The organism is Kitasatospora sp. NPDC086791 (assembly GCF_040685975.1).
Classification (GTDB): domain Bacteria; phylum Actinomycetota; class Actinomycetes; order Streptomycetales; family Streptomycetaceae; genus Kitasatospora.
Genome location: NZ_JBFBOC010000008.1, coordinates 140,909 through 154,210, shown reverse-complemented (window position 1 = coordinate 154,210; position 13,302 = coordinate 140,909). Strand labels below are relative to the sequence as shown.

Genomic DNA, 13,302 nt, shown 5'->3' with positions numbered 1-13,302 from the left:
ACGGGCTCCCCGCGTACTGCCCGCGCGCGGCCCGCGGACGCCCCCGCACCCCCGCGTCAACACGACGGGGGGACGAACCAGGACACCGTGTCACTCGATGGTGTAACGGAGGGCGATCCAGCCCGTACCCACCGCTACTCTCCTGAGGGTGAAGCAGCTTGTGCGCCGTATCGGCCAGACCGTCGCCCTGACCCTGCCCGTCGTCCTGGTGACCACCGGCACCCTCGCCGTGACCCGGGTCCCGTGGGCCCCGCCGACCGGGCTCGACCAGCAGGTCGTGGCGGCGGCCAGCGGGGACGGCGCCGGGATCGGGCGCTCCGACACCGCGACCAGGAACGCCGACGGGCTCGCCCCGCAGGAGTCCCTGCGGGTGGCCCTGCTGGACGAGTTGCGCGCGAAGAACCCCTCCGCCGCGCTGGACCTGCTGGAGCGCTCGATGCGCGAGCAGCCCTCGCTGACGCCCTACTGCAGCTCCCTGGCCACCGAGTTGGGCAAGGCGGCGGTGCGCAAGTACCAGGGTGACGTCCAGCGGGCCCGTTCCTTCGCCCGCCCGGTCTGCGACGGGGCGTTCGCCGCAGGTGTGGTGGGCTGACGTCCGCCCGGTCCGCGGCCGGGGCGGCGGGCCTATTGTTCAGGCATGACCGCTGACTCCGGCCCCACCGCCGACCTCGCGTCCCCGCACTCCCGGCAGTCGCCCGGCCCCGCCCGGCCCCAGGGCTCTCCGCAGCCCCGCCCGCCCCGGCCGACCTCGACGCCGGTCACCCAGGCCGTCATCCTGGCCGGCGGCCAGGGCTCCCGGCTTCGCCCGTACACGGACGACCGCCCGAAGCCGCTGGTCGAGATCCCGGGGACGGGCACGCCGATCCTCGGGCACCAGCTGGCCTGGCTCGCCGCCGAGGGCGTCACCGACGTGGTGGTCTCCTGCGGGCACCTGGCCGACGTGCTGGAGGAGTGGCTGGCCAAGGCGGACCTGCCGCTGCGGGTGCGCACGGTGATCGAGGCGGAGCCGCTCGGGCGCGGCGGCGGGCTCAAGTACGCGGCCAAGGCGCTGCCCCGCCCGGACGAGCCCTGGTACGCCACCAACGGCGACATCTGGACCCGCTTCAGCCTGCGCGAGATGGCCGCCTTCCACCACGAGCGGGACGCCGTCGCGACGCTGGCGCTGGCCCGGCCGCGGATCCCCTGGGGCGCGGTGGAGACCGACCAGTTCGGCAACGTGCTGGACTTCATCGAGGCGCCGCCCTCGCCCTTCCTGATCAACGCCGGACTGTACGTGTTCAGCCCGGAGTTCGCCGAGCTGCTGCCGGACGTGGGCGACCACGAGCGCACCACCTTCCCCCAACTCGCCCGCAGCAAGCGGCTGGCGGGCTACCAGCTGCCGCAGGGCGTGTACTGGCGCGCGATCGACACCGCCAAGGACCTCACCGAGGCCGCCAAGGAACTCGCCGCGGGCGCCGGCCGCACGCACCAGTAGAACCGGCTCCGCACGCCCCGGCGACAAGCCGCCGACTGCGCACACGACCACACGACCACACGACCCGCGGACACGGCGGATCGGCCGGGTGCTCCCCCACGGAGCACCCGGCCGATCCGCCGTCTCAGGTCCGCAGCTCGCGGCCAGGCCTCAGGTCGCCGCCGGAGCCCCCGGCCGGGAGGAGCGCCCCTCACCACCGGACAGGTCGGCCAGCGGCGCGCTGCCCAGCACCCCGCCGAGCAGCCCGGAGCCGGAGCTGGGGCTGGACTTGGGCGCCGGGCCCGAACCGCCCGGGCCCGGGGTGCCGCGCTGGGCGGGCGCGGAGCCGCCCGACCCGGCGGACGGCGCGGCGGGCGCCGGGGAGGAGCCCGCCCCGGTCTCCGCCTTGCCGGAGTGTCCTTTGCCACTCGGGGTCGGGGTGGCCGGCTTGGACGGCGGTGCGGTGGACGGCGTGGTGGCGCTCGGGGTCGGGGTGGCCGGGCGCGGGGCGGTGGGCGAGGGCGAGGTGGACGGGCCCTTGCCCCCCGGGGCGCCGGACGGGCTGCCGGCCGGCCAGACCGGGGTGCCGTAGTCGGTGGCCGGACGGGTCGGTGCCTGGTGCGCGCGGGCGCCGGTACGGACGGCGGCGCCGAGCATCGAACCGAGCAGCAGGGTCAGGCCGACGACGACGGTGGTCACCACCGCGCCGCGGCGCAGCACCCGCCGGCGCAGCGCCCCGGGAGCATCCGCGCCGAACCGCCGCCAGGCCTCCAGGTTGAGCCGGCCGTCGAGCGAGGCGAACGGCGCCCCGGCGATCAGCAGCGGGCTCCAGGCCGCGAGGAAGATCAGGTCGGGCGTGTCGTAGACCGGTACGGCCCGCCAGCTGACGGTGAACAGCAGTACGGCGGAGAGCACCATCGCCGCCCCGGCCGCGAGCCGCTGCCAGAGGCCGAGGACGGTCAGCACGCCGACCACGATCTCGGTGAACGACACCACCAGGCCGGCGCCCACCGGGTGCGCCATGGCGAAGGCCAGCAGCGGCTCGGCGACCCTCCAGGGGTGCAGCGAGGAGAGCCAGCGCATCATCGAGCCGCGCTCACCGCCGTCGAAGTACACCGGGTCGCACAGCTTGCTGAACCCGGCGTAGACCGAGAGCGAGCCGAGGACGGCGCGCAGCGGCAGCAGCACCAGGCCGAGGTCGACCCGGCGGCCGGGGTACCAGGGCTGCTTGCCCTCGGCGTCGACGGCGGAGACCTCGGGCAGCTCGCCGCTCGGGGTCCAGCCGTGCGGCTCGCCGATCGGGCCGACGCCCGCGTGGGTGGCGGAGCCGTTGCCCTCGCGGGGCTGGCGCGGGACGGTCCGGGCGCCCGCGAGGGACGGGATCACCTGGGTGTCCGCCTCGGCCAGGCCGACACCGCCGCGCCCCGGCGCACCGCCCTGGCGCACCGCCTCCAGCAGCTGGGTGGCCGCGAGGTCCCCGGGGGGTGCCTGGCCGGTCCAGGTGACGGCGGTGACCCGGCCCTTGCGGCGCGGCACGCCGCCGGTCCCGGCCCCGGCCAGCGCCGGGACGGCGGAGGCGGGCACGACGACCTGCGGGGTGACCAGCGGACGGCGGATCAGGCCCTGGTTGGCGTACGGGTCGCCGAACGCGGCGCCGGTGGACAGCAGTCCGGCCGGAGCCTCGATCAGCGGCGCCACGGGAGCGCCGAGCCGGAGCCGGAAGCTGGCCTGGGTGCCACTGAGCCGCGCGGGGTCCGACTCCACCTTGACGGTGTTGAGGCCGGGGCCCGCGTCTATCCCGGTGCTGCCGCCGCCGAACAGGGGGCGCCGAGGTGTTCTGGTGTCCACGCCCGTCTAACCGGGTGACGGCCGCTTAGGACACTCTCCCGGGTGGATGTCCGGCGCACACTTGAAGTGATCATGAAAAAAGCGATCGGACCCGGTCGGGCCCGATCGCCTTTCACTCGATTTGCGGGCAATCCGGAAGATCGCCTGCGCCCCGCCCGTCGCGCGTGCTCGGCGCTCGATCAGCACAGCAGCGCAGGCACAGCCGACACCGCGACGTCAGCGCAGCACCGCCACGCCGACCCCGGCCTCAGCGCTTGGCACGCAGCCGAGCGGTCTCGTACAACACGATGCCCGCCGCGACGCCGGCGTTCAGCGACTCGGTCAGGCCGGACATCGGGATCCGCACCCGCATGTCGCAGGTCTCCGAGACCAGCCGGGACAGGCCCTTGCCCTCGCTGCCCGCGACCACGACGACCGGACCGGTCAGCAGCTCCAGGTCGCCCAGCTCGGCCTCGCCGTCGGCGGCCAGGCCGACCACCATCAGGCCGGCCTTCTGGTAGGCCTCCAGGGTGCGGGTCAGGTTGGTGGCCCGGGCGACGGGCAGCCGGGCCGCGGCTCCGGAGGAGGTCTTCCAGGCACCGGCGGTCATGCCGGCCGCGCGGCGCTCGGGGATGACCACGCCGTGCGCGCCGAAGGCGGCGGCGGAGCGGACCACGGCGCCCAGGTTGCGCGAGTCGGTGACGCCGTCCAGCGCGATGATCAGGGCGTCCTGACCGGCGTCGGCGGCCTCGACCAGCAGGTCCTCGGGGTGGGCGTACTCGTACGGCGGGACCTGGAGCACCAGGCCCTGGTGGTTGAGCCCGCCGGTCATCTGGTCCAGCTGCGGGCGCGGGGCCTCCATCAGCGGGATGCCGCGGTCGTTGGCGGCCTGGAAGGCGTCGCGCACCCGGTCGTCGGTGTCGATGAACTGCTGGACGTACAGCGCGTTGGCCGGCACGCCGCCCTGCAGCGCCTCGACCACCGAGTTGCGGCCGAAGACCAGCTCGGCGCTGCCCGCGCCGCCCCGGCCGCCGCGACCCGCGCCGCCGGCCCGCCGCATGCCGGCCCGGGCCTTGGCGTCGCGCTCACGCTTGATCGCGGCGTTGGCGGCCCGCTGCTTGGGGTGGCCCTTGCGCTCCTCGCCGGGCGGGGTCGGGCCCTTGCCCTGGAGCGACTTCCGGCTGTGCCCGCCGGTACCGACAGACGCACCCTTCTTTGATCCGGGGTTGCGGCGGTTCCTGCGCTGGCTGTTGCCGGCCATGGCTGTACTTCCTGTCTGTCCGGCATGCCCTGGCCGCCCCGCTCTGTCCGGCGGCGGCCGACGGCATGCGCTACGTCATGCGGGAGGGCCGCACCGGTCCGGTACGGCCCACCCATCACCCCGATCGTCAGATGGGGTTACTGGCTGTTGATCGTCCAGCGCGGGCCGGACGGGGTGTCCTCGATCGCCAGCCCGGCCAGGCCGAGCTGGTCGCGGATGGCATCCGCGGTGGCGAAGTCCTTGCGCTCGCGCGCCGCCTGCCGCTGGTCCAGGACCAGGCGGACCAGCGAGTCGACCACGCCGTGCATGCTCTCCAGTGTCCCAGCCTCGCCGCGGTCCGTTCCGGCCCAGTGCGGGTCGAGCGGGTCGAGGCCCAGCACTCCGAGCATCGCACGGACCTCGGCCAGTCGCGCCATCACGCTCTCCTTGTCGTCCGCGTTCAGGGCGCTGTTGCCCTGGCGGACGGCGGTGTGCACGACGGCCAGCGCCTGCGGGACGCCGAAGTCGTCGTCCATCGCCTCGGCGAAGGCCGGCGGCACCTCGGGCGCCGCGTCGACCGTGCCGCAGCGCTCGACGGCGCGCTGGATGAAGCCCTCGATCCGGCCGAACCCGGTCTCGGCCTCGCGCAGCGACTCCTCGCTGTACTCGATCATCGAGCGGTAGTGCGGGCCCGCCAGGTAGTAGCGGAGCACGATCGGACGCCAGGCGCGGACCATCTCGGAGACCAGCACCGAGTTGCCCAGCGACTTGCTCATCTTCTCGCCCGCCATGGTGACCCAGGCGTTGTGCACCCAGAACGAGGCGAAGTCGTCGCCGTAGGCCTTGGACTGGGCGATCTCGTTCTCGTGGTGCGGGAAGATCAGGTCCAGCCCGCCGCCGTGGAGGTCGAAGGCCCTGCCCAGGTACTTGTGGGCCATCGCCGAGCACTCCAGGTGCCAGCCCGGGCGGCCGCGGCCCCACGGGGTCTCCCAACTCGGCTCGCCCGGCTTGGCGGTCTTCCACATCGCGAAGTCGCGCTGGTCCCGCTTGCCGGTCTCGCCCTCGCCCTCGGGCTGGCGCAGGTCGTCCAGCTTCTGGTTGGAGAGCGCGAGGTAGTCGGGGTACGACTTCACGTCGAAGTAGACGTTGCCGTCGGCCGCGTAGGCGTGGCCCTTCTCGATGAGCCCCTGCATCATCTCGACCATCTCGGGGATGTGCCCGGTGGCCCGCGGCTCGACGGTCGGCGGGAGGCAGCCGAGGGCGGTGTAGCCCTCGTTGAAGGCGCGCTCGTTCTCGTACCCGATCTGCCACCACGGCGTGCCGAGCTCGCGCTCCTTGGCGATGATCTTGTCGTCGATGTCGGTGACGTTGCGGACGAAGGTCACCTGGTAGCCGCGGTAGGCGAACCACCGCTGCATGATGTCGAAGTTGAGGTAGGACCGGACGTGCCCGATGTGTGGCGCCGACTGGACGGTAGCGCCGCACAGGTAGATCGAGACACAACCCGGTACAAGCGGGACGAAGTCGCGTACCTGGCGGGTGCTGGTGTCGTACAGACGAATGCTCACAGCGTCAAGCGTAGTGGGCAGCAGGGGGTGCCCCGCCACATTCCCCGGGACAACGGGGAGGTGATCCCGGGGAACGGCAGGTCACGGGCGGGTGGATCAGATGCTGCCGACCACCTTGCGCGGACTGAGCCGCACCACCACGCGGACGTCGTCCGGGCCGTCCCAGGTGTACTTGTCCACCCCGCGGTACTTGGCGGCCAGCTCGTCGATCAGCTCCCGGCCGCCCTCGGTGGTCATGGTGATCTCCCCGCGCGCCTCCAGGTACTCGTACGGGCTGTCCGCCGGGTTGACCAGGATCGAGACGCGCGGGTCCCGCACCAGGTTGAGGTGCTTGCGGCGGCCCTGGACGGTGGAGAACAGGATGTCGTCGCCGTCCCGCTTGACCCAGACCACCGAGGACTGGGGGCTGCCGTCGGGCTGGATCGTGGAGACCACGGCGAAGCTCTTGCCGTCGATCAACGCCTTGGCACGGTCGGAGAGTTGGGTGGTCATCTGGCGAACCTCATCTCGTCGGCGGCGGTCACGGCCCGAGGGGATGCCCCGCGCGGGCCCGAAGCCGAACAGTATCGACCCGGGCACGCGCACCGCCGGGTGAACACCCGTCAGGCGGGGATTGTTCCCGGCCCGCTCACCTCACCGGCCCACCGACCACCGGCCCGACTCACCGGCCCGACTCGCCGACCCGCCGGTCACCGGCCCGCCGACCCGACTCACCAAGCCGCCGGCCTCAACGCCGCTCGTACACCAGGGCGGTGGCGATCGCGGCCAGCCCCTCGGCCCGCCCGGTCAGGCCCAGCCCGTCGGTGGTGGTGCCGGAGACGGAGACCGGGGCGCCGGCCGCCTCCGAGAGCGCGGCCTGCGCCTCGGCCCGCCGCTTGCCGATCTTCGGCCGGACACCGATCACCTGGACCGCGATGTTGCCGATCTCGAAGCCGGCCTCGCGGACCAGCCGCGCCGCTTCGCCGAGCAGCTTCACCCCGGAGGCGCCGGCCCACTCCGGGCGGTCGGTGCCGAAGTGCGCGCCCAGGTCGCCGATCCCGGCGGCCGAGAACAGCGCGTCGCAGGCGGCGTGCGCGGCGACGTCGGCGTCCGAGTGCCCGGAGAGCCCGACCCCGGCGTCCGGCCACTCCAGCCCGGCCACCCAGAGCGGGCGGCCGGCCTCGAATGCGTGCACGTCGGTGCCGATCCCGACGCGGGGGATCACGGGGGTCTGCGGGTCAGTAGGCATCGGCGGCCCTCCGGCGGGCGAGTACGGCCTCGGCGAGCACGAGGTCCAGCGGACGGGTGACCTTGAACGCCTCCTCGTGGCCGGGCACCACGACGACCCCGCCGCCGTAGCGCTCGACCAGGCCGGCGTCGTCGGTGACCGGCGGCGCGTCGGCGTTGCCCGCGCTCTCCTCGGCCAGCGCCTTGGCGTGCACCTCGACCAGGGTGGCGCGGTCGAAGCCCTGCGGGGTCTGCACCGCGCGCAGGGTGGACCGCTCGGGCGTGTCGAGCACCGGCTCGGGGTGGCCCGGGTTCGGCTCGACCCGCTTCACGGTGTCGGCCAGCGGCACGGCGGGCACCACGGCCCGCGCCCCGGCCCGGACGGCGGCCGCGACGGCGTCCACCACCTCGACCGGCACGAGCGGGCGGGCCGCGTCGTGCACCAGGACGATCCCCACGTCCTCCGGGATCGCGGCCAGGCCCAGCCGGACCGACTCCTGGCGGGTCGCGCCGCCGGCCACCACGCGGATGTCCTTGCCGTCCAGCCCGTGGCTGTCCAGCAGGGCGACCACCTCGGCCACCCCGTCGGCGGGGGCGGCGACCACCACCAGGCCGACCGCCCGGCTGCGGGCCAGCGCCCGGACGGCGTGCACCAGGAGCGGCACACCGCCCAGCTCCCGCAGGGCCTTCGGGGCCCCGGGCCCCAGCCGCTCACCCCGTCCGGCGGCGGGGACCACTGCTGCTGCGACTGCTGCTGACGCGTTCAGGTTTCACTCCTTCGGCGAAGTGGGTATGGCCATGGCGTGCCCGGCGGGCGCACCGGGCCCCTTCCGAAGAACCACGGTCCGCTGCCCGCCGCACAGCTCCGCGGAGTCCGTCTCGGCAGAGCCCGCTCGCCGCAGGATCCACGGCCGGGCGGAGGCAGAAACGGTCTTGCGGGCCGATGGTCTCGCAGACCCGGGCCGTCGTGCAGGCCTGGGTCTTCGTACAGGCCTGGCCCGGGTCCTCGTGCAAGCCTGGGCCGGCTCGGGTGGAGGGCGTGGTCCGGACACGCCTCAGCGCCCGGAGTGCCACTGCACCACTCCCGGACGGTAGGTCCGAGGAGCGGCGCGCCGGCACCGGGCGCTGTGAGCGTTGGGCGGCAGCCCGACCGCATGCGATGACGCGTGCGCTACGAGGCGAGGACCTCGTCGAGCAGCGTCTCCGCCTTGTCCTCGTTGGTGTTCTCCGCCAGCGCGAGCTCGCTGACGAGGATCTGGCGCGCCTTCGCGAGCATCCGCTTCTCGCCGGCCGAGAGGCCGCGCTCGCGCTCGCGACGCCAGAGGTCGCGCACGACCTCGGCGACCTTGATGACGTCACCCGAGGCGAGCTTCTCCAGGTTCGCCTTGTAGCGACGGGACCAGTTGGTCGGCTCTTCCGTGTACGGTGCGCGCAGCACCTCGAAGACCCGGTCCAGACCCTCCTGGCCGACTACGTCGCGCACGCCGACGAACTCCGCGTTCTCGGCGGGCACGCGGAGCGTCAGGTCTCCCTGCTGCACCTTGAGCACCAGGTAGGTCTTGTCCACACCTTTGATCTGGCGAGTTTCGATGGCCTCGATCAGCGCGGCCCCGTGATGGGGGTAGACCACCGTGTCGCCAACCTTGAACGTCATGTGACAGGACCCCTTCCGTGGCTTTCCAGAATAACACGCTTCTCGGCGCACCCGAAGGGCGTTTTCGCAGGTCAGGGCGGGTCTCGGGGCTTGACAAGCACCCCCATCACGTGCTGCGACCGGTGTTCGAGAGGGGCTTCCCGCAGGTCGGAGGCGGTTCCGGGGTTCGGTGAAACCCTTGCGCAACACCCCCGCAACCATGATTGGATCTTGAGCTTTCACTCTTTCTCGGGTCGCGACCCAATCGTTATTCGATCTTGGTCGAAGCTTGTCCGCGATGTGACCGGGGCATGACGGGCGTACCGCCGGACGGCCCCCGGCGGCCCCCCGGAGTGCGACACGGGGACCACCCCGTGAGGAGCGCATAAGTGAGGTCGATAATCTGAGACCTGACCTACCGACACGTGACTTAGGAGAAGCCGCCGCCGTGAGCCGCAGCCTTCGACGCGGCAGCATCGCCGCCATCGCCGCCATCGCCATCGCCTCGCTGTCCTCCTGCGCAGCCGGCAACACGCCGGACACCCTGCAGATCAAGCCGGACAACGCGGCGGCAACCCTCGGGACGAACCTTCGGCTGAACAACATCGTGATCGTCACCGGGGCGGGCACGTCGGGCGACTACACCGGCCCCGCCAACGTGGTCGTGAACATCGCGAACACCGGCGAGGTCCCGGCCGAGCTGCAGTCCATCACCGTCGACACGTCCGCCGCGGCCTTCGCGGACGCCGCCGGCGCCCCGCTGACCGGCATCGTCATCCCGGCCGGCGGCGCCGTGGCGATCGGTGGTCAGGGCAACCCGTCCGCCCTCGTCGCGTCCGCGGCCGTCCACGTCGGCGGGTTCGCCGAGACGACCTTCACCTTCAAGGACGGCCAGAAGGTCAGCGCCCAGGCCAGTGTGAGCCCGGACGGCAAGGGTCTGTACAAGGGCTACGGCCCGACCCCCTCGGCGAGCGTCACCCCCCTGAAGAGCACCACCCCGGCCTCGGCCGCCCCGACCGCCGGTGCCACCGCCCCGGGCGCCCCGGCCACGCCGGGCGCCACCCCCGGCGCCACCGCCACCGTTCCGGCCGTCCCGGCGGCCGCCACCACCCCGGCGGTCCCGGCCGCCCACTGACGGCCGCACACCGCCCCGGGCGGGCCCTCCCGGGCCCGCCCGGGAGCAACGCGAACGCCCCCTCCGGCCGCTGCCGGTGGGGGCGTTCCGCATGGGACGGGGGACCCGCGGTCTACGGCTCGAACTTGTAACCCAGGCCGCGGACGGTGACCAGGTAGCGCGGCGCGCCCGGGTCCGGCTCGATCTTGGCCCGCAGGCGCTTCACGTGGACGTCCAGGGTCTTGGTGTCGCCGACGTAGTCCGCGCCCCAGACCCGGTCGATCAGCTGCATGCGGGTGAGCACCCGGCCGGCGTTGCGCAGCAGCATCTCCAGCAGGTCGAACTCCTTGAGCGGCAGGTCGACCTTGGCGCCGTCCACGGTCACCACGTGCCGGTCCACGTCCATCCGGACCGGGCCCGCCTCCAGGGCGCCCGGGCCGTTGCCGTTCTCGCCCGCGCCGCCGTCCTCGCCGCGGCGGCGCAGCACCGCGCGGATCCGGGCGACCAGCTCCCGGGTGGAGTACGGCTTGGTCACGTAGTCGTCAGCGCCTATCTCCAGCCCGACGACCTTGTCGATCTCGCTGTCCTTGGCGGTCACCATGATCACCGGGACGTTGGAGCGCACCCGGAGCTGGCGGCAGACCTCGGTGCCGGGCAGGCCCGGCAGCATCAGGTCGAGCAGGACGAGGTCGGCACCGTTGCGTTCGAACTGCTCCAGCGCGTCGGGGCCGGTGGCGGCGACGGCCACCTCGAAGCCCTCCTTGCGGAGCATGTACGAGAGGGCGTCGCTGAACGACTCCTCGTCCTCGACCACCAGTACTCGGGTCACGATCAGGCCTCCGGGGCAAGCTGAGGGGTTGTGTCTGACAGGTGTTGTTCCCGCTCCCCGGCGGGGAGCGAACGGTCGGTACGGTCCGTGCGGTCCGTGCGGTCCGTGGTGAGGGTTCGGGGTGCCGCGGCGGGCGCGACGGCGTCCGGCCCGTGGGCCGGCTCGTCGTCGGCCGCGTCGTCGACGGGTGCCTGTCCGGCGGGCAGGCGGATGGTGAAGGTCGAGCCCTGGCCCTCGACGCTCCACACCGAGACGGTGCCGCCGTGCGAGGCGGCGACGTGCTTGACGATGGAGAGGCCGAGGCCGGTGCCGCCGGTGGCCCGGGAGCGGGCCGGGTCGACGCGGTAGAAGCGTTCGAAGACCCGCTCGCGGTCCTTCTCGGAGATGCCGATGCCCTGGTCGGTGACCGAGATCTCGATGAGCTCGCCGTCCGCCTCCCCGAGCGCCGCGGCGCTGGAGATCCGGCGGGTGGCGATCGCCACCCGGGTGCGGGGCGGGCTGTAGTTGACGGCGTTCTCGACCAGGTTGCCGAGCGCGGCGGCGAGCTGGCCGCGGTTGCCGTGCAGGTAGAGGCCGGCGATGCCGCCCGCCGCGATGAGGATCTGCTTGGCGGCGGCCTGCTGGCGGCAGCGGTCGATCGCCTCGGCGATCAGCTCGTCCACCGCGACCGGCTCCGGGTCGACCATCAGCCGGTCGTCCTGGACCCGGGAGAGGTCGATGATCTCCTGGACCAGGCTGGCCAGCCGGGTCGCCTCGACCTGCATCCGGCCGGCGAAGCGCTGCACCGCCTCCGGGTCGTCGGACGCGTCGGCGACGGCCTCGGAGAGCAGCGACAGGGCGCCGACCGGGGTCTTGAGCTCGTGGCTGACGTTGGCCACGAAGTCCCGGCGGACGGCCTCCACCCGGCGCCGCTCGGTCTGGTCCTCGACCAGCACCAGCACCAGCCGGGAGCCCAGCGGGGCGACCCGGACGGAGACCGCGAGCGGCTCGGCCGCGCGGGCCGCGCCCGGTCGGGGCACCTCCAGCTCGACCTGGCGGATCTCGCCGTCCCGGCGGGTGGAGCGGGCCAGCGCGAGCATCTGGTCCACGGCGACCGCACCGCCGCGCACCAGGCCCATCGCGTACGCCGCCGAGCTCGCCTTGACCACCTCGTCGCCCTCGCCCAGCACGATCGCGCAGGAGCGCAGCACGGAGAGCACGGTGTCGACCCCCGGTGGCAGGGGCGGCTCGGGGGTGCCGGTGCCCAGTGCCTGGTACCGGCCGTGGTTCCTGCCGCTGGTGCCGCTGTGCTTGCCCCTGGCCTGCTCGCGCTCGCTCCAACGGAAGGCGATGGAGGCGGTGAGGCCGACGCCGAGCCCGGCTATGGCGCAGGCAGCGGCGGCGGCCACGTTCACGTCCATGTGGCCAGCGTAAGCGCACGACCAGGCCACTCCCCAAGGTCTGGATCAAGGCATCGACCACGCGTTGCCGAGAATTCACCTTCACGTGGCTGCCGATTCACCGCACTGGCCGTACACCGTCGCCCTGACGGCGGAAAGTTGGCCAGGCAGCCCGTGTGGGAGAGATCGGTGTGCCGAACAGCGGGCACCGGCTCAGGTGTGCGCGTACGATGCGCGCCACCAGCAGCGGTCACCCGAACGCCGGAACGACGGCCGGACGGGCTGACCGGTCGGCACCGCCACCGGCACAGCTTCTGAGGAGAGAACATGCGCGACGCGTACCACGAGGAACTCGATGCGATCGGCGACAGCCTGATCGAGATGGCCCGGCTGGTCGGCTCCGCGCTCGGCCGCGCCACCACCGCCCTCCTCGACGCGGACCTGGCGCTGGCGGAGAGCGTGATCGCCGCCGACGAGAAGATCAACGAACTGCACCACGAGCTGGAGGACCGGGCGATCGACCTGCTCGCCCGGCAGCAGCCGGTCGCCACCGACCTGCGCATCGTCGTCACCTCGCTGCGGATGAGCGCCGACCTGGAGCGCTGCGGCGACCTCGCCCGGCACGTCGCCAAGGTCGCGCGGATGCGCTACCCCGACACGGCCGTGCCGCGCGACCTGCACGCCACCGTCCTGGAGATGGGCCAGCTCGCGCAGCGCCTGGTGGCCAAGGCCGGCCTGGTGATCGCCACCAAGGACGTCGACAAGGCCCTGGAGATGGAGCAGGACGACGACGCCATCGACACCCTGCACCGCGAGCTGCTGTCGCACCTGATCGACGACCGCTGGCACCACGGCATCGAGACGGCCGTCGACATCACCCTGGTCGGCCGCTACTACGAGCGCTTCGCGGACCACGCGGTGTCGGTCGCCAAGCGCGTGGTGTACCTGGTGACGGGCGAGCACGTGGCGGAGTTCGTGGCCGCCACCGAGGCCGCCGAGTCCGTGGAGGCCGGCGCGGCGGAGTGAGCTCCGTCCCGGCGCTCGTCCCGATGC

At 73.3% G+C, this 13,302-nt stretch carries 13 protein-coding genes; 4 read left to right on the top strand and 9 right to left on the bottom strand.

The annotated features are described in order from the left end of the window. Positions 1 to 148 precede the first annotated feature (148 nt). Complete coding sequence (locus AB0Q99_RS14450; protein WP_363571497.1) at positions 149 to 592, top strand: hypothetical protein; 444 nt, start codon at positions 149 to 151, stop codon at positions 590 to 592. A gap of 45 nt (positions 593 to 637) precedes the next feature. After that, on the top strand, positions 638 to 1,474 hold the full coding sequence (locus AB0Q99_RS14445) for a nucleotidyltransferase family protein (RefSeq protein ID WP_363571495.1): 837 nt from the start codon (positions 638 to 640) through the stop codon (positions 1,472 to 1,474). Between the two features lie 150 nt (positions 1,475 to 1,624). Here the strand turns inward: AB0Q99_RS14445 and AB0Q99_RS14440 are convergent, their stop codons facing one another. From AB0Q99_RS14440 to AB0Q99_RS14410, 7 genes are all read right to left on the bottom strand, one after another. Beyond that, positions 1,625 to 3,301 carry a DoxX family membrane protein gene (locus AB0Q99_RS14440; RefSeq protein ID WP_363571493.1) on the bottom strand — a complete coding sequence of 559 codons (1,677 nt, stop codon included), beginning with the start codon at positions 3,299 to 3,301 and terminating at the stop codon, positions 1,625 to 1,627. A 247-nt stretch (positions 3,302 to 3,548) separates the two neighbouring features. Continuing rightward, positions 3,549 to 4,541 carry a 23S rRNA (guanosine(2251)-2'-O)-methyltransferase RlmB gene (gene rlmB / locus AB0Q99_RS14435; RefSeq protein ID WP_363571491.1) on the bottom strand — a complete coding sequence of 331 codons (993 nt, stop codon included), beginning with the start codon at positions 4,539 to 4,541 and terminating at the stop codon, positions 3,549 to 3,551. A 137-nt stretch (positions 4,542 to 4,678) separates the two neighbouring features. Further along, the gene (gene cysS, locus AB0Q99_RS14430) at positions 4,679 to 6,088 is read right to left on the bottom strand and encodes a cysteine--tRNA ligase (RefSeq protein WP_363571489.1); all 1,410 of its coding nucleotides are present in this window, start codon (positions 6,086 to 6,088) and stop codon (positions 4,679 to 4,681) included. A 96-nt stretch (positions 6,089 to 6,184) separates the two neighbouring features. After that, a complete protein-coding gene (locus AB0Q99_RS14425) occupies positions 6,185 to 6,580 on the bottom strand; it encodes a PPOX class F420-dependent oxidoreductase (RefSeq protein ID WP_363571487.1) in 396 nt (131 codons plus the stop codon). Positions 6,581 to 6,815: 235 nt separating this feature from the next. Continuing rightward, entirely contained in the window at positions 6,816 to 7,316 is a 501-nt protein-coding gene (gene ispF, locus AB0Q99_RS14420) for a 2-C-methyl-D-erythritol 2,4-cyclodiphosphate synthase (RefSeq protein ID WP_363571485.1), read from the bottom strand. Further along, a complete protein-coding gene (ispD, locus tag AB0Q99_RS14415; protein WP_363571675.1) occupies positions 7,306 to 8,061 on the bottom strand; it encodes a 2-C-methyl-D-erythritol 4-phosphate cytidylyltransferase in 756 nt (251 codons plus the stop codon). The genes ispF and ispD overlap by 11 nt, the downstream gene beginning before the upstream one ends. A gap of 404 nt (positions 8,062 to 8,465) precedes the next feature. Continuing rightward, positions 8,466 to 8,948, bottom strand: coding sequence for a CarD family transcriptional regulator (locus AB0Q99_RS14410; protein ID WP_014136563.1), 483 nt, complete (start codon positions 8,946 to 8,948; stop codon positions 8,466 to 8,468). 427 nt (positions 8,949 to 9,375) lie between these two features. Here AB0Q99_RS14410 and AB0Q99_RS14405 point away from each other — a divergent pair, with 427 nt between their 5' ends. Continuing rightward, on the top strand, positions 9,376 to 10,062 hold the full coding sequence (locus AB0Q99_RS14405) for a DUF461 domain-containing protein (protein ID WP_363571484.1): 687 nt from the start codon (positions 9,376 to 9,378) through the stop codon (positions 10,060 to 10,062). Between the two features lie 112 nt (positions 10,063 to 10,174). Here the strand turns inward: AB0Q99_RS14405 and AB0Q99_RS14400 are convergent, their stop codons facing one another. Together AB0Q99_RS14400 and AB0Q99_RS14395 are read right to left on the bottom strand one after the other, a co-directional pair. Then, positions 10,175 to 10,870, bottom strand: coding sequence for a response regulator transcription factor (locus tag AB0Q99_RS14400; RefSeq protein ID WP_189915892.1), 696 nt, complete (start codon positions 10,868 to 10,870; stop codon positions 10,175 to 10,177). Positions 10,871 to 10,872: 2 nt separating this feature from the next. Then, positions 10,873 to 12,270 (bottom strand): ATP-binding protein, encoded by a 1,398-nt coding sequence (locus AB0Q99_RS14395; protein ID WP_363571482.1) that lies wholly within the window; start codon positions 12,268 to 12,270, stop codon positions 10,873 to 10,875. A 306-nt stretch (positions 12,271 to 12,576) separates the two neighbouring features. Here AB0Q99_RS14395 and phoU point away from each other — a divergent pair, with 306 nt between their 5' ends. Continuing rightward, on the top strand, positions 12,577 to 13,275 hold the full coding sequence (gene phoU, locus AB0Q99_RS14390; protein WP_363571480.1) for a phosphate signaling complex protein PhoU: 699 nt from the start codon (positions 12,577 to 12,579) through the stop codon (positions 13,273 to 13,275). Positions 13,276 to 13,302: the final 27 nt, after the last annotated feature.

Coding starts and splice junctions, on each gene's coding strand:
- AB0Q99_RS14445 (WP_363571495.1), top strand. CDS start 638: ATGACCGCTGACTCCGGCCCCACCGCCGACCTCGCGTCCCCGCACTCC.
- rlmB (WP_363571491.1), bottom strand. CDS start 4,541: ATGGCCGGCAACAGCCAGCGCAGGAACCGCCGCAACCCCGGATCAAAG.
- AB0Q99_RS14425 (WP_363571487.1), bottom strand. CDS start 6,580: ATGACCACCCAACTCTCCGACCGTGCCAAGGCGTTGATCGACGGCAAG.
- ispF (WP_363571485.1), bottom strand. CDS start 7,316: ATGCCTACTGACCCGCAGACCCCCGTGATCCCCCGCGTCGGGATCGGC.
- AB0Q99_RS14410 (WP_014136563.1), bottom strand. CDS start 8,948: ATGACGTTCAAGGTTGGCGACACGGTGGTCTACCCCCATCACGGGGCC.
- AB0Q99_RS14395 (WP_363571482.1), bottom strand. CDS start 12,270: ATGGACGTGAACGTGGCCGCCGCCGCTGCCTGCGCCATAGCCGGGCTC.
- phoU (WP_363571480.1), top strand. CDS start 12,577: ATGCGCGACGCGTACCACGAGGAACTCGATGCGATCGGCGACAGCCTG.